18 protein-coding genes are annotated in these 18,999 nt (G+C 67.5%); 10 read left to right on the top strand and 8 right to left on the bottom strand.

Translation table 11 applies throughout. From position 1 onward, the window contains the following. Nucleotide 1: 1 nt before the first annotated feature. Complete coding sequence (locus DVK03_RS08215; RefSeq protein ID WP_115802672.1) at nt 2-892, top strand: mechanosensitive ion channel domain-containing protein; 891 nt, start codon at nt 2-4, stop codon at nt 890-892. Nucleotides 893-994: 102 nt separating this feature from the next. Here the strand turns inward: DVK03_RS08215 and DVK03_RS08210 are convergent, their stop codons facing one another. Next, the gene (locus DVK03_RS08210; RefSeq protein ID WP_004063168.1) at nt 995-1,537 is read right to left on the bottom strand and encodes a DapH/DapD/GlmU-related protein; all 543 of its coding nucleotides are present in this window, start codon (nt 1,535-1,537) and stop codon (nt 995-997) included. Between the two features lie 90 nt (nt 1,538-1,627). After that, on the bottom strand, nt 1,628-2,914 hold the full coding sequence (gene purD / locus DVK03_RS08205; protein ID WP_004063169.1) for a phosphoribosylamine--glycine ligase: 1,287 nt from the start codon (nt 2,912-2,914) through the stop codon (nt 1,628-1,630). 189 nt (nt 2,915-3,103) lie between these two features. Here purD and DVK03_RS08200 point away from each other — a divergent pair, with 189 nt between their 5' ends. Beyond that, the gene (locus tag DVK03_RS08200) at nt 3,104-5,215 is read left to right on the top strand and encodes a thioredoxin domain-containing protein (RefSeq protein ID WP_115802671.1); all 2,112 of its coding nucleotides are present in this window, start codon (nt 3,104-3,106) and stop codon (nt 5,213-5,215) included. Between the two features lie 36 nt (nt 5,216-5,251). On the opposite strand, the gene DVK03_RS08195 is transcribed toward DVK03_RS08200, so the two are convergent. Further along, entirely contained in the window at nt 5,252-5,632 is a 381-nt protein-coding gene (locus DVK03_RS08195; protein ID WP_115802670.1) for a thioredoxin family protein, read from the bottom strand. Nucleotides 5,633-5,777: 145 nt separating this feature from the next. On the opposite strand from DVK03_RS08195, the gene DVK03_RS08190 reads away from it, so the two are divergent. Then, nucleotides 5,778-6,698: a PLP-dependent cysteine synthase family protein gene (locus DVK03_RS08190; RefSeq protein ID WP_115802669.1), complete on the top strand. Its 921-nt coding sequence runs from the start codon at nt 5,778-5,780 to the stop codon at nt 6,696-6,698. Between the two features lie 20 nt (nt 6,699-6,718). On the opposite strand, the gene DVK03_RS08185 is transcribed toward DVK03_RS08190, so the two are convergent. The 3 genes from DVK03_RS08185 to thiI form a co-directional block, all read right to left on the bottom strand. Continuing rightward, nucleotides 6,719-7,171 carry a DUF5804 family protein gene (locus DVK03_RS08185; protein ID WP_004063174.1) on the bottom strand — a complete coding sequence of 151 codons (453 nt, stop codon included), beginning with the start codon at nt 7,169-7,171 and terminating at the stop codon, nt 6,719-6,721. A 42-nt stretch (nt 7,172-7,213) separates the two neighbouring features. Continuing rightward, complete coding sequence (locus tag DVK03_RS08180; RefSeq protein WP_004063175.1) at nt 7,214-7,468, bottom strand: hypothetical protein; 255 nt, start codon at nt 7,466-7,468, stop codon at nt 7,214-7,216. Nucleotides 7,469-7,689: 221 nt separating this feature from the next. Further along, nucleotides 7,690-8,865 carry a tRNA uracil 4-sulfurtransferase ThiI gene (gene thiI / locus DVK03_RS08175; RefSeq protein ID WP_115802668.1) on the bottom strand — a complete coding sequence of 392 codons (1,176 nt, stop codon included), beginning with the start codon at nt 8,863-8,865 and terminating at the stop codon, nt 7,690-7,692. 264 nt (nt 8,866-9,129) lie between these two features. Here thiI and ppk1 point away from each other — a divergent pair, with 264 nt between their 5' ends. Continuing rightward, a complete protein-coding gene (gene ppk1, locus DVK03_RS08170) occupies nt 9,130-11,601 on the top strand; it encodes a polyphosphate kinase 1 (RefSeq protein ID WP_115802667.1) in 2,472 nt (823 codons plus the stop codon). A 71-nt stretch (nt 11,602-11,672) separates the two neighbouring features. On the opposite strand, the gene DVK03_RS08165 is transcribed toward ppk1, so the two are convergent. Both DVK03_RS08165 and cyaB read right to left on the bottom strand, forming a co-directional pair. Next, nucleotides 11,673-12,881: a methionine adenosyltransferase gene (locus DVK03_RS08165; RefSeq protein WP_115802666.1), complete on the bottom strand. Its 1,209-nt coding sequence runs from the start codon at nt 12,879-12,881 to the stop codon at nt 11,673-11,675. 127 nt (nt 12,882-13,008) lie between these two features. Next, a complete protein-coding gene (cyaB, locus tag DVK03_RS08160; RefSeq protein WP_006600237.1) occupies nt 13,009-13,566 on the bottom strand; it encodes a class IV adenylate cyclase in 558 nt (185 codons plus the stop codon). 114 nt (nt 13,567-13,680) lie between these two features. Between cyaB and DVK03_RS08155 the strand changes: the two genes are divergently transcribed. The 6 genes from DVK03_RS08155 (at nt 13,681) to DVK03_RS08130 (ending at nt 18,858) form a co-directional block, all read left to right on the top strand. After that, complete coding sequence (locus DVK03_RS08155; protein WP_115802665.1) at nt 13,681-14,196, top strand: DUF6789 family protein; 516 nt, start codon at nt 13,681-13,683, stop codon at nt 14,194-14,196. A 193-nt stretch (nt 14,197-14,389) separates the two neighbouring features. Further along, nucleotides 14,390-15,181, top strand: coding sequence for a cytochrome c oxidase subunit II (gene coxB, locus DVK03_RS08150; protein WP_115802664.1), 792 nt, complete (start codon nt 14,390-14,392; stop codon nt 15,179-15,181). Next, on the top strand, nt 15,178-17,739 hold the full coding sequence (locus DVK03_RS08145; RefSeq protein ID WP_115802663.1) for a cbb3-type cytochrome c oxidase subunit I: 2,562 nt from the start codon (nt 15,178-15,180) through the stop codon (nt 17,737-17,739). Before coxB ends, DVK03_RS08145 begins: the two co-directional genes overlap by 4 nt. A gap of 10 nt (nt 17,740-17,749) precedes the next feature. Further along, nucleotides 17,750-18,010 (top strand): cytochrome C oxidase subunit IV family protein, encoded by a 261-nt coding sequence (locus DVK03_RS08140; protein WP_049913451.1) that lies wholly within the window; start codon nt 17,750-17,752, stop codon nt 18,008-18,010. Then, entirely contained in the window at nt 18,007-18,240 is a 234-nt protein-coding gene (locus DVK03_RS08135; RefSeq protein ID WP_049896063.1) for a hypothetical protein, read from the top strand. Before DVK03_RS08140 ends, DVK03_RS08135 begins: the two co-directional genes overlap by 4 nt. A gap of 216 nt (nt 18,241-18,456) precedes the next feature. Then, nucleotides 18,457-18,858, top strand: a complete 402-nt coding sequence (locus DVK03_RS08130; RefSeq protein ID WP_004041533.1) for a hypothetical protein — start codon at nt 18,457-18,459, stop codon at nt 18,856-18,858. Nucleotides 18,859-18,999: the final 141 nt, after the last annotated feature.

The following is an 18,999-nucleotide window of genomic DNA, read 5'->3' as shown; positions in this document are numbered from 1 at the left end:
GATGCCGGGGTTCGCTTCGGCGTCCCTCATCCACTCGTCGGTCGGTTCCGCGTCCACAGCCGCACTCACATCCGCATCCGCATCCGCGTCCGCATCTACCGCCCCGCTTCAGACGGTCGGCGGCGTCGTCGACGACATCGTCAGAATCGCCGGCCTCCGGTTTCTCGGCGTGCTCGCCATCCTCCTCCTCGGGCTGGTGCTCGCGTACGTCGCGGGGACGCTCGTCCATCGGCTGCTCGTCAGCGTCGGCGTCCCGGAGGCTATCGAGGGGACCGCGTTCGAGCGGACCGCCCGCGACTTCGACACCTCGACGGTCGAAATCCTGTCGTGGCTGACGCGGTATTTCGTCCTCGGCATCAGCATCTTCGCCACCCTCTCGTTCGCCGGGGTCAACTACGCCGACCGGTTTTGGGGGCTCGTCATCGCCATCCTCCCGCAGTTGTTCATCGCCATTCTGGTCCTCATCATCGGGGTCGTCGTCGGCGACAAGGTCGAACTGCTCGTCGCCGAGCGACTCCGCGCGGTCAAACTCCCGCAGGTGAACATCCTCCCGGCGCTCGCGAAATACACCGTCTTCTTTCTCGCCACCCTCGTCGCGCTCTCGCAGGTCCGCGTCGCCACGCTCGCGCTCATCGTCCTCCTCGGGGCGTACCTGCTGGGACTCATCGTGTTCGGTGCCGTCGCGTTCCGCGACCTCCTTCGCTCGGGCGCGGCGGGGACGTATCTCCTGTTCACTCAACCGTACAGCATCGGCGACGAGATAGTCGTCGGCGAGGTTCGCGGCGTCGTCCAGGAGTTCGATATGTTCGTCACCCACGTCGAATCCGAGGATACGGAGTTCGTCATTCCGAACGCGCGCGTCCTCGACAAGGGCGTCGGGCGCGTTCGGTAGGCGCTCGGAACCGAGGCCACTGTCGTCGTTCGGACCGATTCCGTGCGGTTCGGTGCCGGGCCGGCGGTCGCCGCGTCTCGAACCGCCCACTACGACGACCGATTACTGCCCGTCGGTCTCGCCGCCGGACATGGGTCTCGCGGGCACGCCGGCGACCGTCTCGCCCGCGGGCACGTCGCGCGTGACGAGCGAGTTCGCCGCGACCTGCGCGCCCTCGCCGATGCGGACGCCCGGGAGAATCGTCGCCTTCGCGCCGATCATGGCGCGCTCGCCGACGACGACCTCGCCGGTTCGGTACTCGTCCTGCAAAAACTCGTGGCAGAGGATGACCGCGTCGTAGCCGATGATAGCGTCGTCTTCGATGGTGACGAGTTCCGGCCAGAACACGTCGGGCGTCGCTTCGAGGCCCCACGAGACGCCCGCGCCGACGGTGACGCCGATGCGTCTGAGCGCCCAGTTTCGAAGTTTGAGCGACGGCGCGATGCGCGCCACGAGGACGAACACGTAGTTGAGCATCACGCGCCAGACGGGTTTGGCGTCGGTCCAGTACTGCAACGAGTTCCGCGGGCCGGGCGTCGGGTGGTGCTGGATTCGGTCGTGTCGGCGGGCCTCCGCGTCCGCCGGTGCGGCATCGTCGTCGGTCACGTCCGCCGATTGGACCGCGGGGGTAAAAGCGCCCTCGGCGCGGGGGCGACGAGAGAAACAGAAACGCGGGGTCGCGGAACCGCGTCCCGCTTACTCGCCGCGGAGTTCGGCCATGTGGTCGATGCGGCGCTGGACGAGCGCCGCCGTGCCGATGTCGTGGCGGATGTGGAAGCCCTCGCCGGCGTCGGCGAGCGCGTCCTCCGCGAGTTCCTCAGCCTCGGTGATGCTGTCGGCGACGCCGACCACGGCGAACGACCGGGAGGTCGTCGTGTAGAGGCCGTCCTCGCGGTCGTCGACGCTCGCGTAGAACAGCAGCGCGCCGGCGTCCTCGTCCACTTCGACCGTGATTTCCGCGCCGGCCTCGGGGTCCGTCGGGTAGCCCTCGGGGACGGCGTACTTACAGACCGTGGCGGCCTCGGTGAAGTCGAGTTCCGGCAGGGATTCGCCCTCGCGGGCTGCGGTGAGCACGTCGATGAAGGGCGTTTCGAGGACCGGTAGGGTGTTCATCGCCTCGGGGTCACCGAAGCGGGCGTTGAACTCGATGACCTTCGGCCCCTCGGTCGTGAGCATGAACTGGCCGTAGAGGATGCCCTTGTACTCCGGCAGCGCCTCCACGACGGCCTCGATGACTTCGACGGCGGCCTCGTAGTCGCCGTCGGCCATGAACGGCAGGGAGGGAGACACGTCGGTGTAACTGCCCATGCCGCCGGTGTTCGGTCCCTCGTCGCCCTCGTAGGCGCGCTTGTGGTCCTGCACGGCGGGGCTGACGCGGAACTCGCCGTCGGCGACGAACGCCTGAATCGTGAACTCCTCGCCGACGAGGCGCTCTTCGAGGACGACGCGCTCGTAGTCCGAGTCGCGGAGGTACGCCTTCGCCTCCGCGGGCGTCACCTGGTCGCCGATGACCTTCACGCCCTTGCCGCCGGTGAGGCCCGCGGGCTTGACCGCGAGGTCGCCGTCGTAGTCGTCGATGTAGTCGCAGGCGGCCTCCATGTCGTCGAAGGTGGCGAAGTCGGGGTTGCCCGGAATCTCCTCGTCGCGCATGAACTGCCGCTGGAACGCCTTGTCCGTCTCGATGCGCGCCTCGGCGGCCTGCGGGCCGAAGGTGTAGATACCCGCCTCGTCGAGGGCGTCGGCGACGCCGGCCGCGAGGCCGGACTCGGGGCCGACGACCGCGAGCGTCGCGTCGACGGACTCGGCGTAGGCGACGATGTCCTCGGCGGCGGTCTCCGAAATCGTCTCGAAGCCCTCCGCGAGGGCGGCGATGCCGGGGTTTCGGTTGCTGGCGCAGGCGTACAGGTCGCAGTCGGGGGCCAGCGCGCGGGCAATCGCGTGCTCGCGGCCGCCGCCGCCGACGAGGAGGACGGTCTCGCTCATGGTCGCATACCATGCGCACGGGAGTGTAAAGATTGCTCTTTATCTTCGACGAAATAGGCACGATTGTGGTCATAGACGGTCGCCAGCGAGGGTGACTCGCCGTCCGACCCACACCCCGCGCCACACCCCGAGTCGGCCACGACGGCCGTCTCCACGCCGCTTTAGTTCCCGGAGCGCCGACTCCGACGCATGTCCGACCCGGTGGGACGCAACCGACTCGACGAGGAGCAGAGCCCGTACCTCCGCCAGCACGCCGACAACCCGGTCAACTGGCAGCCGTGGGACGAAACGGCCCTCGAAGCGGCCCGCGAGGCGGACAAGCCCATCTTTCTTTCAATCGGCTACTCGGCGTGCCACTGGTGTCACGTCATGGCCGACGAGAGCTTCTCGGACCCCGACATCGCCGAGGTGCTCAACGAGGAGTTCGTCCCGGTCAAAGTCGACCGCGAGGAGCGCCCCGACCTCGACCGCATCTACCAGACCATCTGCCAACAGGTCACCGGCGGCGGCGGCTGGCCGCTTTCGGTCTGGCTCACGCCCGAGGGCAAGCCCTTCTTCGTCGGCACGTACTTCCCACCCGAACCCCGCCGCGGCGCGCCCGGCTTCCGCGATGTCGTCGAGAGCTTCGCAGAGTCGTGGCGGACCGACCGCGACGAGATAGAAAACCGCGCCGAGCAGTGGACGAGCGCCATCACCGACCGACTGGAGGAGACGCCCGACGTTCCCGGCGAAGCCCCCGGCTCGGAAGTGCTCGACACGACCGTGCAGGCCGCGCTCCGCGGCGCCGACCGCGACCACGGCGGCTTCGGCGGCGACGGGCCGAAGTTCCCCCAACCCGGTCGCATCGACGCCCTGCTCCGCGGCTACGCCGTCTCCGGCCGCCGCGAAGCGCTCGACGTGGCGCGGCAGAGCCTCGACGCGATGGCCAACGGCGGCCTCCGCGACCACCTCGGCGGCGGCTTCCACCGCTACTGCGTCGACCGCGAGTGGACCGTCCCGCACTTCGAGAAGATGCTGTACGACCAGGCCGGCCTCGCCTCGCGGTATCTCGACGCCGCCCGACTCACCGGCAACGACTCGTACGCGACCGTCGCCGCCGAGACGTTCGAGTTCGTCCGCCGCGAACTCACCCACGACGACGGCGGCTTCTTCGCCACCCTCGACGCCCAGTCCGGCGGCGAGGAGGGGACCTTCTACGTCTGGACGCCCGACGACGTGCGCGACCTCCTCCCCGAACTCGACGCCGACCTCTTTTGCGACCGCTACGGCGTCACGCCCGGCGGCAACTTCGAGAACAAGACGACCGTCCTGAACGTCTCCGCGACGACCGCCGACCTCGCCGACGAGTACGACCTCGACGAGTCCGAGGTCGAGGACCGACTCGAAAAGGCACGGAAGGCGCTGTTCGCCGCCCGCGAGGGGCGCGAGCGCCCCGCCCGTGACGAGAAGGTGCTCGCCGGCTGGAACGGCCTGATGATTTCGGCGTTCGCGCAGGGGTCGGTCGTCCTCGAAGACGACTCGCTCGCGGCCGACGCCCGCCGCGCCCTCGACTTCGTGCGCGAGCGCCTCTGGGACGACGAGACCGAGACGCTCTCGCGGCGCGTGATGAACGGCGAGGTGAAAGGCGACGGCTACCTCGAAGACTACGCCTTCCTCGCGCGCGGCGCGTTCGACCTCTATCAGGCGACCGGCGACCTCGCGCCGCTCTCGTTCGCGCTCGACCTCGCGCGGGCGACCCGCCGCGAGTTCTACGACGCCGACGCGGGCACGCTCTACTTCACCCCCGAAAGCGGCGAGTCGCTCGTCACCCGCCCGCAGGAGCCGACCGACCAGTCCACGCCGTCGAGCCTCGGCGTCGCCACGTCGTTGTTCTTGGACCTCGAACAGTTCGCGCCCGACGCGGGGTTCGGCGAGGTCGCGGACGCGGTCCTCGGGTCGTTCGCCAACCGCGTCCGCGGCAGTCCGCTCGAACACGTCTCGCTCGCGCTCGCCGCCGAGAAGGCCGCCAGCGGCGTCCCCGAACTCACCGTCGCCGCCGACGAGGTTCCCGACGAGTGGCGCGCGACGCTCGCCTCGCGGTACTTCCCCGGTCTCGTCGTCTCCCGTCGCCCCGGCACCGACGAGGAACTCGACGCGTGGCTGGACGAACTCGGATTAGACGAGGCTCCGCCAATCTGGGCCGGCCGCGAGGCCGCCGACGGGGAGCCGACCGTCTACGCCTGCGAGAACTTCACCTGCTCCGCGCCGACCCACGACCTCGACGAGGCGCTGGCGTGGTTCACGGCGGGCGAAGGTGCGTAACGGCGGGAGCGACTGCGAGAGAATCGGCGTCGGCGCTCAGTTCGACAGTTCGTCCGCGAGGTAGACCGCAATCGGAACGTCCTCTTCTTCCACGAAGCGGGCGACCTCCTCGCCGTCGAGTTCGACGACGACCGTCGGGATGAGTTCGATGTCGTACTCCTCGACGAGCGGGCCGACCTTCGAGCCGTCGTCGGCCTTCTCGACGGGGTAGTGGTCGATTCGCTCGGCGGGGACGCCGGCGGCGTCGAGCGCCGCCGCGAAGTCGGGAAGCTGTCCGCGGCAGTCGCCGCACCAGTCGCCGCCCCAGACCTTGAACGTGTAGTCCGCGGCCGCGAGAGTGTCGACCACGTCGGGGTAGGACGCCGCGTCCCACGCGGGGTTCGGTTGCATCGTTTCGAGCGTCTCGGCTTCGGCCATGCGCCGGTGTACCGGCTGCGCGGATTTAACGGGTGCGCTCGCGGCGGGGCTCGCCGCCCGCGCTCGTCGCTGTCTCCCCCCGAGACGGTGGCCGTATCGTCCGCCTCCGCCAGTCGTTTAGTGTCGCACCGTCAACGGAGGGTCGATGGACGACAGTATCCTCGACGCTATCGGGTCGCCGCTGGTCCGCGTCGACTCCCCCGAGGGGTCGACGGTCGCGGCGAAGATAGAGTCGAAGAACCCGGGCGGGTCGGCGAAGGACCGCCCCGCGTTGGCGATGGTCGAGGCGGCCGAGGAGGCGGGCGACATCTCGCCGGGCGACCGCCTCGTCGAACCCACGTCCGGGAACACCGGTATCGGACTCGCGGTCGTCGCGGCGGCGAAGGGCTACGACCTGACCATCGTCATGCCGGACTCGATGTCGCCCGAGCGCCGCGAAATCATGCGCGCCTACGGGGCGACCATCGAGCTCGTCGACGGCGACATCTCCGCCGCGAAAGAGCGCGCGGACGAACTTGAAGCCGAGGGCATGTACCAGCTCCGACAGTTCGAGAACCCCGCCAACCCGGAGGCGCACTACCGGACGACCGCCGAGGAGGTTCTCGAACAGGTGGGCGACCGCCGCATCGACGCCCTCGTCGCCGGCATCGGCACCGGCGGCACGATTTCGGGCACCGGCCGCCGTCTCGTCGAGGAGTTCCCCTCGATGCGCGTCGTCGGCGTCGAACCCGCCGAGAGCGCCGTCCTCTCGGGCCGTGAGGTCGGAAACAACGACTTCCAGGGGATGGGCCCGGGCTTCGTCAGCCCCAACCTCGACACCGACCTCCTCGACGACGTGGAAATCGTCGAACTCGCGGACGCCGAGGCCGAGTGTCGCCGCCTCGCCCGCGAGGAAGGCATCCTCGTCGGCCAGTCGTCCGGCGCGTCGCTCCTCGCCGCCAAGCGCGTCGCCGAGCGGCTCGCCGCCCCCGACGCCGACGAGGAAGACCAGCCGCTCGTGGTGACGGTCTTCTGGGACTCCGGCGAGCGCTACATGTCGACCGGGATGTTCGACGCCGAAGAATAGCGGTCGCCCCGGGGCGGCGCTCACCGACCGAACTCGTCTTCGCCCACTCTGACGACGAGCGTTCGCTCCACGTCTCTGAGGTCGTAGTCGGGCACCGAGCCGTCGACCCGCGTCACGAACATCGGCTCGACGAGGCGGCCGTCTTCGACGCCGTAGATGGCGAGGTGGTCGCCCGTGTCCTCGGGCTGAACCTTCCCGTCTCGAATCCGTCGGGCGAGGTCGCGGGAGAGCCACTCGTCGGCCGAGACGGAGGGCTCGCGGACCAACGAGAAGTCGGCGAACCGGACGAGATACCAGTTGAGGTCGTTGAGAAGCGAGACGGCCGCGCCGAGACTCACCGTGTCGACCGAAAGCGAGTTGTCGAACGGTTCGGAGATATCGTAGGTCGAAAGCGCCGCGCGCGCGGTGTCGCGCGACAGCAGTTCGTACTGGAGGTGGACGTCCTCCGCGCCGACGATACAGACCTGCGTCACGTCGAGAGGGAGGGACCGGATTCGGTAAAGCGGTTCCGGTACTCAGGCGGTCGACTCCCACTCGGCGGCGCAGGACTCGTCGCAGAACACGACGCGCTCGCGTTCGAGCGTTATCTTGCCGGGCTTGTCGATGTCTCGTTCGAGGAGGACCTGGTAGTGCGCTTCGCTCATGTCGACGCGGGCGCGGCACGCCGCGCACCGCTCGACGGCGTCGCTCCAGTCGGTCCGCGACGCCCGGTGGCTGACGCGCCACTCGGGACCGGGGTGTCCGCGACCGGGATGCGATGTTTTCGACATGGGAGAACACTAGCGCTCACGGTAAATAAAGCCATTTTTGTGCAATTGTTCATTCGAAACGAATCTAAACGTTTGGAGAATCGTGACTGTGATGGTGGTTTGCACTGTTCGTGTGGGCGTCGGTACCGCACCTCGGAGGGGTCGCCCCGGCGTTCTTTCTCGCAGTCGGCCGTCGTCTCGCGTTCCCTCTCCCGCGCTCTCTCACTCACTCACTTACTCACTCACTCGCCGTCGGGCGAGACGACGACTCGCTCGCGGGCGGCCTCGACTGCGAGGTCGAACAAATCGTCGGGTTCCGCGGCCTCGACGGCCGACAGCGAGGCGTTCGTCTCGGGGAAACTCGGCGCGACGCGCTCGCAGCCGACGGGGAGCGTCGAGTCGTCGTAGGTGCCGAGGTCGCGGGCGGCCGCGACGATGTCGGTCTTGTCGCGGGTCAAAAGCGGGCGGTGGACGGGGTAGTCGACCGCGGCCTCGGTGACGGCGAGGTTCTCGCCGGTCTGACTCGACTTCTGACCGAGCGACTCGCCGGTCACGATTGAGTGGGCGTGCTCGTCGGTGGCGACCTCGGCGGCGATGGCGAGCATGGCGCGCCGCAGCGAGAGCATCCGGGTGTCATCGACGGACTCCATCAGTCGCTCGACCACGTCGCCGGCGGGGACGACGTGGACTCGCATGTCCGCGTTCGGGGCGCGGCGAGCGATGGTCCGCACCGTCTCGATGGCCCGCGCGCGGTGGTCAGCGCCGCCGTAGTCGCCCAAATCGACGTAGACGGGGACGATTTCGCAGCCCCGGCGCATCAGCTCCCACGTCGCCACCGGCGAGTCGATGCCGCCAGAGACGAGCGAGACGGCCCGCCCCTGCGTTCCGAGCGGGAGGCCGCCGGGGCCGTCGAACCGCCGGACGGAGAGATACGCCGTCTCCTCGCGGCACTCGATGCGGTAGGTCCGGTCGGGGTCGTCGAGGTCCACGGGCGCGCCGGTCGCCTCGACGACGGCGCTCCCGGCCTCGCGTTCGAGGTCGGAACTCGTGAACGCGTGTTGGTCGGCGTCGCCGACGCGGTCGGCGTCGACGGCGAACGCCGCCCCGTCGGGGTGGTCGGACGCGAGACTTCGACAGGCCGTGACGATGTCGTCGAGGACGGGGTCGCAGGCGACGCAGGGGCGCGCCCAGACGACGCCCGGCACCTCGGCGCAGGCGGCCGCGACGGCCTCGGCGTCGGCGGCGTCGCGGACGAGCAGGCGGGACCACTCCCGCTCGACGCGGCCCGGGAGCGAGCGGTCGTCGAGGACCGCCTGGAGGTTCGTCCGCAGTCTGGCCTCCATCTTCGCCCGGACGCTCGAACTCTTCGTGCCCACCTCGCCGTAGCCGACGAGGACGACGTGCGCCGTCTGATTCACGGTCGACGTTCTCCGCCGGCACCCTTCAGCGTCTCGTTTCGAGGGGCGTCCGCGCCCGACACGGCACGTCGCTCTCCGCTGCTATTAGTGTTATATATTTGTAAATAGTACAATTTACTGAACCGTAGACAGACGGCGAAACAATATAAACCGCTTAATAGATTTCACGCCGTTTTCGACTCGTACAACCACCGAACGACCCGTCGTCGCGCCCGACGCTTGCCCGACGTTCGCCCGACCCCACTCGATGCCCACTCGATGCCAATGACCGACGAGTTGCCAGCCGACATCGACCTCGCAGACCCGCAGTACTATCTCAACCGCGAGCTGAGCGAACTTGAGTTCCAGTCCCGCGTGCTCAACGAAGCGCTCGACGACCGGAACCCGCTTCTCGAACGGGTCCGATTTCTGTCCATCTTCACGAAGAACTTAGACGAGTTCTTCATGAAGCGCGTCGGCGGCCTGAAACAGCAGATAGACGCCGGCGTGACAGAGCGGACGACCGACGGCCGGACGCCCCTCAAGCAGTGGGAGGAGGCCATCGACAAGGCCCGGCCCATGTTCGAGCGACAGGCCGAGTGCTACCGCGAGGAGATTCGCCCGGCGCTCGCCGGGGAGGGCATCCACATCTGTGACTACGACGACCTGACGCCCGACCAGCGGGCGGAGATGCGGGACTACTTCGAACTCTCGGTGCTGCCGACGCTGACGCCCCTGTCGTTCGACCCGGCCCACCCGTTCCCGTTCATCTCGAACCTCTCGCTGTCGCTCGCGGTGGTCACCCGCGACGACGACGGCGACCAGACGTTCACCCGGGTGAAGATTCCGCAGAACCGCCCGCGGCTCGTCGAGGTCGAGACCGACGGCGACGAGGTCCGGTACGTCCTCTTGGAGGAGGTCATCCGCGCCAACCTCGACCTGCTGTTCCCGAACGTCGAGGTCGTCGACACCGCGGTGTTCAAGCTGACGCGAAACGCCGAGGTCCGCCGCAACGAGGAGGTCGCGGAGGACCTCATCGACATGATAGAGGAGGTGCTCGAACAGCGCCGCTTCGCCACCGTGGTCCGCCTCGAAATCGAGGCGGACGCGCCCGCGGCCGCGAGGGACCTCCTCGTCGAGCAGTTGGACCTCGACGACCGCGAGGTGTTCGAACTCCGCGGGCCGCTCGACTACCGCGAACTGATGGACCTCACCGACCTCGACCGCCCGGACCTCTCGCTGGAGTCGTGGACACCCCAGCCGCACCCGCGGTTTTCGGACCTCGACGCGGCCGACGCGGGGCTCGGCTCGGGCGCGTCGTCCCCCGAGGCGGCCGGCGACGACGGCGACACCATCTTCGACGCGATTCGCCGCAAAGACGTGCTGTTGCACCATCCGTACCACTCGTTCGGTGACACCGTCCAGCAGTTCCTCGACGCGGCCGCCAACGACCCCGACGTGTTGGCCATCAAGGCCGCCATCTACCGGACGGCCTCGGACTCGCAGGTCATCGAGGCGCTCATCGACGCCGCCGACAACGGCAAACAGGTCGCGGCGATGGTCGAGCTCAAAGCGCGGTTCGACGAGCAGAACAACCTCGAATGGGTCCGTCGCCTCGAAGAGGAGGGCATCCACGTCGCCTACGGAACCATCGGCCTCAAGACGCACACGAAGACCGCGCTCGTCGTCCGCGAGGAGGAAGACGGCGTCCGCCTCTACTCCCACGTCGCCACGGGGAACTACCACTCCGGGACCGCGAAGGGATACGTCGACCTCGGCGTCCTCACCGCCGACCGCGACATCGGGCAGGACCTCGTGAAGGTGTTCAACTTCTTCACCGGCCCCTCGCTCGACGAGGAGTTCCGGAAGCTCCTCATCGCGCCCGTGACGATGCGAAACGAGTTCACGAAGTGCATCCGGCGGGAGGCCGAACACGCCCGCGCCGGTCGCGACGCCCGCATCGTCGCCAAGATGAACGCCCTCGAAGACCCCGGCATCGTCGAGGAACTGTACGAGGCGTCGATGGCCGGCGTCGACATCGACCTGCTCGTCCGCGACATCTGTCGGCTCCGCCCCGGTCTGGAGGGCGTCTCGGAGACCGTCACGGTCCGGAGCGTCGTGGACCGCTTCCTCGAACACTCCCGCATCTTCTACTTCGAGAACGCGGGCGACCCCGACTACTACGTCGGTTCGGCGGACTGGATGACCCGCAACCTCGACAAGCGCGTGGAGGCCATCGCCCCCGTCGAAGACCCCGACATCCGCGAGCAGTTGCGGTTCGTCCTCGAACTCGGCTTCGCGGACAACCGGAAGGCGTGGGAGATGAACGCCGACGGCAGCTACGACCAGCGCGACCCCGGCGACGGCCACGAGATTAGCATGCAGAAGATTCTGATGGACCAGACGCTCGCGGCGTCGAACACGCCCGGCGTCCACCGCGGCATCTCGGCGTCGCATCCCGACGTGCCCGAGACGCTCCTCGTGGAGTCCGACCCGTCCGTGATGGCTCCCAGAGACGAGGCAGAGACGCAGGAAGGTGACGAGGACGAGAGCACCGACCCCGCCGTCGAATCGGGCGCGGGCGCGCCGACGAACGGCGACCCGCGGCACGTCCTCGACGATTTCCCCGAGAAGTGGTACGTGCCGAGCAGTCGGCACTACGAGTACGCGGTTCGGACGCCGGACGGCGACCGCGACTACCGGAAGACGGCCGAGGCGGCCGCGCGACTGGTCGAGAAGTACTACGGCGAGGAGTAGCGTCGTCGCCCGCGCCGGCGACGCGGCGGTCGGTGTTCTGTTTTGGTTTCGACCCGCCGCGAGGCGACGCCTCAGAACGTGCTGAGTTCGCCTTCGATGGTCCGGCGGGTGATGTCGGTCACGTTCGCGAGTTCGCGGTCGATGATGGCGATAACCTCGTCTTCGATGTCAGCGATGGTGACGCCGTCGTCCGTGATGACCTTCGCGTCGGCGACGTGGGGTTCGTCGATGGGGCGACCGATTTGCGAGAGCAGGCGGACCTGGAGGTCGCGGATGCCGTCGACCTCGTCGACGACCGTCTCGGCGATGTGGGTGGAAAGCAGGTTGTAAATCTTCCCGATGTGGTTGACGGGGTTCTTGCCGGAGGTCGCTTCCATGCTCATCGGGCGGTTCGGCGTGATGAGGCCGTTGGCGCGGTTGCCGCGGCCGACGGAGCCGTCGTCGCCCTGCTCGGCGGACGTGCCGGTCGTCGTGAGGTAGATGGAGCCTTCGTCGTAGTCGTCGGCGGTGTTGACCTCGACGTTGACCTCGCGGTCGGTGTAGTCGGTGGCGAGGTCGGAGACGAACTCGCGCACGTCGTCGACGGCGGCGACGTAGTCGTCGATGTCGTCGAGGTGTTTGTCGACCATCGCGGCGGCGACGGTCACGTCGATGACATCGCCCTCGCGTTTGCCCATGAGCTTGATGTCCTGTCCGAGTTCGGGGTGGTCGTCGCCGTAGGCCGGGCCGTTGAGGGCGCGCTCGGCTTCGAGGACGATTCGCTCCGTCTCGGTCAGGGGGGCGTGGCCGACGCCGAAACTCGTGTCGTTGGCCATCGGGACCTGCTGGGTCTCCTCGCCGAACACGTCCTGGAGGTCGCCGGAGCCCTCGCCGAGTTTCACGTCGACGATGATGTCGGTGCCCACGTCGAGCCCGGGGATGTTCTCGTTGAGGTACTCGCGGGCGGCCCGGAGCGCCGTCGAGTCGACGGGAATCTTCTCGCCGTCGTACTCCTTCGTGGCGCGGCCGACGATGAGGAGATAGATGGGCTCGATGACCTCGCCGCCGCCGAAGGCGGGCGCGGCCGTGCCGGCGACGAGCTGGGTCTCGTCGGTGTTGTAGTGCAGCACTTTGCCGACGCGGTCGAGATAGAGGTTCGAGAGGGCGCGGGAGACGCTCTCGGCGATGCCGTCGGAGATGGAGTCGGGGTGCCCGATACCCTTTCGCTCGACGATTTCGACCTCTTGGTCCTCGACCGCGCGCTTGTCGGCGGATTCGAGGCGGATATTTCGGTCGTTCATTGGCGGGACGTACCCGGCGGGCGGTTCTATAACTTGCGGAAACCTTTGGCCACACTCGTATTACCTGAGAGTATGCTCGGGCAGTATCTGCCGAGGTTGCGGACGCCCGCGGGGGTCGATAGTCCGTCTATTCTTCGGGCGACCCGAGCAGCATCCCGAGGTAGGAGGTCCGAATCTGGTCGTCGGGGTCGAGGCCGAGGTCCCGGAGGACGGCGAACGCCCCGTCGCGGGCGTCGTCGACGCCGGACTCGACTTCGATTTCGACCTCCACGAACTCGCCGAGTCCGGACACCGAATCGAGCGAGACGGTGTAGCCGTCGAGGGCGAACCGCTCGCGCTCTTTCTCGACGGTCGCGGCGGGTTCGAAGCCGACCGCCTCGCAGATAGCGTTCATCGTTTCACCGTCTTCGACGCCGGTCTCGTACTCCCGGCGGGTCTTCGACGACTCGTCCACGAGCGGTCCCTTGTAGGTGACGACGGTCTCCTCGTCGGCGAGTTCGCCGCCCTCGTAGCGCGACTCCCGGCGGAGTCGGAGCGCCTCGTCGGTCTCTGCGAAATCCCTGTGCGGGGCGTCGTAGTAGGTGTCCGTCTGGGCGACGCGGTTAACCTGTTCGCCCCCGGCCGCGTCGAGTCGCTCGCGAACCGCGCCGTGGTCCGCGCGGACCTTGACCTCGACTTCGTACATGGTCTCACGGGCGCGTCCGGAGGGCAAAAACCTCGGTGACTCGCGCCGGCGACCCCTCAACACTACGGCATTTGTTATCTTTTATCATGAAAGAACCCGTAGTATGACGGGAGTATGAGTCAAGAGACGCCGAACCCGGCTACCGCGGTCGAACAGCGCGCCGGCGAGACCGCCGACTACGACATCACGGGGAACGTCATCCTCACTGCGATGGCAAGCGGCTTCGTCGGGACGGTGTTGATGCTGCCCGTCCTCGTCGGCATCCCCGAACTCCTCGGTCTGTTTACGACCGAGCCGATTACGCGGTTCGCCGGTGTGGGGGCGTTCTTCGGCTACGAACCGACGCTCGCCCTCGGAGCGTTCCTCTTCGGCATCGGCGGGGTCGTCGTCCTCCCGGTGACGTTCGTCGTCGTCGGCGCGTTCCTCCCGCCGGAGTCACCGAAGTACCTCCGCGGCGTGTCGTTCGCGACGCTCTACTGGGTCGGGTTCGTGCCGGCGTTCTGGCCGCCCGCGGACGCGTTCGTCATCGCCTCGTTCCTCGTGTTCTCGCTTCTGGCTCACTGGGTGTACGGCCTCTCGCTCGGCTACCTGCTCGAACTGTTCGCGGACATCCCGCAACACGAAGTCTGACCGAGCGCCATGGCGGGTAGCGGCCGCCGCCACCCGTCCGCCGTCACTCGCCGTCGCCCGCGACTTCGCCCGTTTTCCACCCCGCCTTCGCCCCGCGAGCGACACGAATCGGCCGCTCGACACCATCTGCCCCGGCTTCTCCGAAACAATAATCATCACGAACGTTAATTATCTTATTTGGGTGGTGTTATCAATGGTCACGGAACTCGCACTGACGGCCGCGTTCCCGCTCCAGTCGGGGTTGGTTCCGCGGGGGACCCGCGCGTTCGTCTTCGAGAGCATCTTCGAGGTGTTCCTGCTCTTGGGGACGCTCGTGGGCGTCGTCGTCGTGGGGTATATGCTCTACAACGCGTACAAGTATCGCTCCGGCTCCGGAAACGGCCACATCGACGACGGGGACCGCCTCGTCCTCGGTGAACTCCCGTCGGGGAGCGGCGGGGGCCGAAAGCTGTTCACCTCGTTTTTCATGAGCATGGTCATCGTCGTCTCGCTGGTCTCGTGGACGTATCTGACGCTCCTGTACGTCGAGGAAGGCCCCGCCGACGACGAGTCGCTCGACGTGGCCGTCGAGGGCTACCAGTTCGGCTGGCGCTTTACCTACCCGAACGGCCACACCACCGACGGCGTGCTCCGTGTCCCCGCCGACCGGCCCGTCCGACTGACGATTACCACCGCGGACGTGTTCCACAACTTCGGCGTCACGGAGTTACGCGTCAAATCCGACGCCATCCCCGGTCAGGAGACGGAGACGTGGTTCACCGCCGACGAACCGGGGACGTACACCGCGCAGTGTTACGAACTCTGCGGGGCCGGCCACTCGTATATGTCCGCCGAGGTCGTCGTGATGCCGCCCGACGAGTACGAGGCGTGGTACGCGAACACGACCGCGGACAACGCGACCGCGGACAACGCGGCAGCGAACGAGTCGAGCGCCGATGAATCGGTCGCCGCGCGATCGAACCTCCGACCGGCGGTGGTTCCATGACCGACGCGTCTCCCGAACGGGACGCCGCGGCCGACGGCGGCCACGAGGTCGCTCGCGGCGGCGACGACCACGGCCACGACTTCCCCGGCACGGGGAGCATCAAGCGCTGGTTCGTCACGACGAACCACAAGGACGTGGGCATCCTCTACGTCGTCACGTCGCTTTTCTTCCTCGTGCTCGGCGGCGTCCTCGCGTGGCTGATGCGCATTCAACTGCTCGCTCCGCGCGCGCTCGGCGAGGGGATTCTCTCGCCCGTCGCGTACAATCAGGCCGTCTCGGCCCACGGGCTGTTGATGGTGTTTTGGTTCCTCTCGCCGTTCGCGTTCGGCTTCGCCAACTACGTCGTCCCGCTCCAACTCGGCGCGAAGGACCTCGCGTTCCCGCGGCTCAACGCGCTGTCGTACTGGCTCTACCTCTTTTCGGGCATCCTGTTCGGCGTCTCGTTCTTCCAAGGGGGGACGTTCTCCGGCGGGTGGACGATGTACGCCCCGCTGAACGTCCCGACGTTCACGCCGGACGTGGGGGCGTCGACGGCCGTCTTGGCGCTCGTGCTGTTCGTCGCCTCCGTCACCGTCTCGTCGGTCAACTTCCTGACGACGATGCACCGGATGCGCGCCGAGGGGCTGACGCTCCGGAACCTCCCGCTGTTCAGCTGGACGATTCTCCTGACCGCGTGGATGATGCTGTTCGCCTTCGCGGCGCTTCTGGCGGCGCTTCTGGTGCTCTCGTCGGACCGCCTGCTCGGGACGACCTACTTCGCCATGGAGTCGCCGGCGGGGGCGCTCCTGTGGACCCACCTGTTTTGGTTCTTCGGCCACCCCGAGGTGTACATCGTCTTCTTCCCGGCGCTCGGCGTCATGGCCGAGGTGTTCCAGACGTTCACCGGCCGCCGCATCGTCGGCCGCAAGTGGTTCATCCTCGCGATGGTGCTCGTCGCCATCCAGAGCTTCGCCGTCTGGATGCACCACATGTTCCTGACGAGCATCAACCTCCAGGTGAAGACGCTCTTTATGATTACCACCATCGGCATCTCCCTGCCGTTCGACCTGATGGTGTTCGCGCTCATCTACACGATGCTGAAGGGGAAGATACGCTTCACGACGCCGTTCCTGTTCGTCTTCGGGGCGCTCCTGCTGTTCATCATCGGCGGCATCACCGGCGTCTTCCTCGGCGCGGTCGTCCTCGACTACGAGTTCCGCGGCACCTACTGGGTCGTCGCCCACTTCCACTACGTGATGGTCGGCGGGGTGACGGCGCTCGTCGGCGGCCTCTACTACTGGTTCCCGAAGATGACCGGCCGGATGTACGACGAGTTCCTCGGCAAACTCCACTTCGCCGTCTACTTCGTCGGCTTCAATCTGCTGTACTTCCCGCTTTTCGTCGCGTGGGAGACGCCCCGGCGCGTGTTCGACTACGCGCCCGAACTCGCGCCGTGGCACCAGCTCGCCACCGTCGGCGGGTTCGTCCTCGGGCTGTCGTTTCTCATCATGTTCTACAACCTGTTCAAGAGCGCCTTCGCCGGCGACCCCGCGCCAGACAACCCGTGGGAGTACGCGACGACGGCCGAGTGGGCCGTCCCGTCGCCGCCGCCGCTGGAGAACTTCGACGGGACGCCGACCTACCGAAACGGACACCTCGAATTCCTCGACGCCGGCGAGGCCGCGCCGAGCGAGGACCGCTCTAGCGGGCCGACCGGCGCGGCCGTCTCCGACGGCGGCGTCACCGCGTCGGCAACGACGGCGGTCTCGTCCGCGCTCCCGACCGCCGAAGCGACCGAAGTCGAGGGGCCGAGCCACGCGAGCATCTGGCCGTTCGTCCTCTCCGCCGGCGCGTTCCTCGTCCTCCTCGGCCTCTCGCCGCTTCAGGACGCCGCGTTCCCCGCGGGGATGGTCGGGGCCGCCTACGCGACGACGGCCGTCGCGGGCGGCGTCGTCACCCTGGGGTCGCTCGTCGCCATGGGGCTCGAACCGTTCCACGGCCCGGTCTTCGAGGAGGGCGAGGCGTGGCCCTTCGCCGGCATCGACAACGGCAAGGTCGGGATGTGGATATTCCTCGCGTCCGACGTGGTGCTGTTCGGGGGCTTCATCGGGGCGTACGTGTTCACCCGCGTCGCCTTCGGCTGGACCGGCTGGGAGCCGATTCCGTCCGACCCGATTCCCGGACTCGTGAACACGTACATCCTGCTCACGAGCAGTTTCACGGTCGTCCTCGCGCTCGTCGCGGCCGAGAAGCGACACAAGTGGGGCCTCGTGACGAGTCTCGGGGCGACGTTCGTCCTCGGCATCGGCTTCCTCGTCAACAAGGGGCTGGAGTGGCAGCACCTGTTCCACGAGGGGCTGTGGCTCTCGACGAACGTCCGCGCCTCGACGTTCTTCCTCACGACCGGCCTGCACGCGGCCCACGTCATCGCGGGACTCGTCATCGCGCTGTACCTGACCGCGCGCGCCTGGCGGGGCGCGTACCTCGAAGACAGCCGCTCGGTGGAGTACTTCGGCCTCTACTGGCACTTCGTCGACATCGTTTGGCTGTTCCTGTTCCCGCTGTTCTACATCCTGTGAGGTGACAAAGATGGTATCAACGAAACTCTATACGGCGATTTACGTGGTGTTGTTCGTCTCGGCGACCGTCCAGGTGCTGGTCGAGTTCGCCGGGCTGAGTTACTGGCTGGCCTTCGGCGTCATCATGGTCCTGTCGGCCGCGAAGGCGGTGTTGGTCGCGGCGTACTTCCAGCACCTCCGGTTCGAGCCGCGGTCGCTGACGTATCTGGTCGGCATCGGCCTCGCGGCCGCGCTGGCGCTCACGCTCGCGGCGTCGTACTCGCTCCTCTGACCGTGCGAGCCGACTCCCATCCCCGCTGGCGCTCCCGCGAAACCCTCGTCGCGGTCGGCTACGCGCTCCTGTTTTCGGTCCCCGTCGGCGTCGGCGTGACCGTCATGATGACCCGCGTCGCCCCCGGCAGGCTCACAGACCCGCTCGTCGTCGGTCCGGGTCTCGTGCTCGCGGTGGCCGTCTTCGCGCTCGTCGTCGCCGCCGCGACGACCGGCGAGAACGCGGCCTAACTGGAACGTTGTTCGTCCCCTTCTGAGGCCCTGTGAATCCGTTAGAAACTGACAGAACCCGTGTGAGGCGGGAGGGTGTATCCAGCGAAGTATCTGTGATAACGGCGAGCGTCACGAGAGATGGTTCGGCCGGTAAGTAGGGTAGCGCCAACCTGAACGACCGGTCTCCGGTCGCGTGGAGAAGATTCATTGCTTCGTCGTCCGTGACCGCAATCTGTGTCTGAACAGCCCTCCAACACCGAACCGTCTCTTGGACTGGTCGTCCAGACCATCTTTGTTCTCGCGGTGGTAATCGGCATCCCCTCGGTGTTTGCGCTCGGTGGACGGCTCCGCTTTCTCGCCCTCGCGGCTGTCAGCATCTTGCTGCTCGCGGGCTTCCTCGTCGTCGGTTACCGTCACGCACGCCGACGGAAGTCCCTGCACCAACATGTCGCGTTCTTGGTGGTCTGGTTCGGCGGCATCGTTCTGGCGGACCGCCTTGCTCGCGTGGCGAGCGGTCGCCTCCCGGAGCCGGGTCCCTACCTCGTGGCGGTGGGCGTCACCCTCGGCGCGCTCTGGCTCGGTTCGCGACTCGCCTACGGTGGCGCACTCACGCAAGCGCTGTTTGGCTCCGACTGAGACCTCACGGTAGGCGGGTACGGGTCAGTCGAGGTGGAATCGCTCGCAACGTCTCACTTCGTGCCGTATTCGCGCACTCCATTCAGTCCGACCGCAGAACCCCATCCGTAACTGAGGGCTTCAACAGCGTCTTTCTTTCCG

Origin of the sequence: Haloferax sp. Atlit-109R, from assembly GCF_003665865.1 — an archaeon.
Lineage (GTDB): Archaea > Halobacteriota > Halobacteria > Halobacteriales > Haloferacaceae > Haloferax > Haloferax volcanii.
The sequence above is the reverse complement of the archived record's forward strand: the minus strand, read 5'-3'. Positions and strand labels throughout refer to the sequence as shown.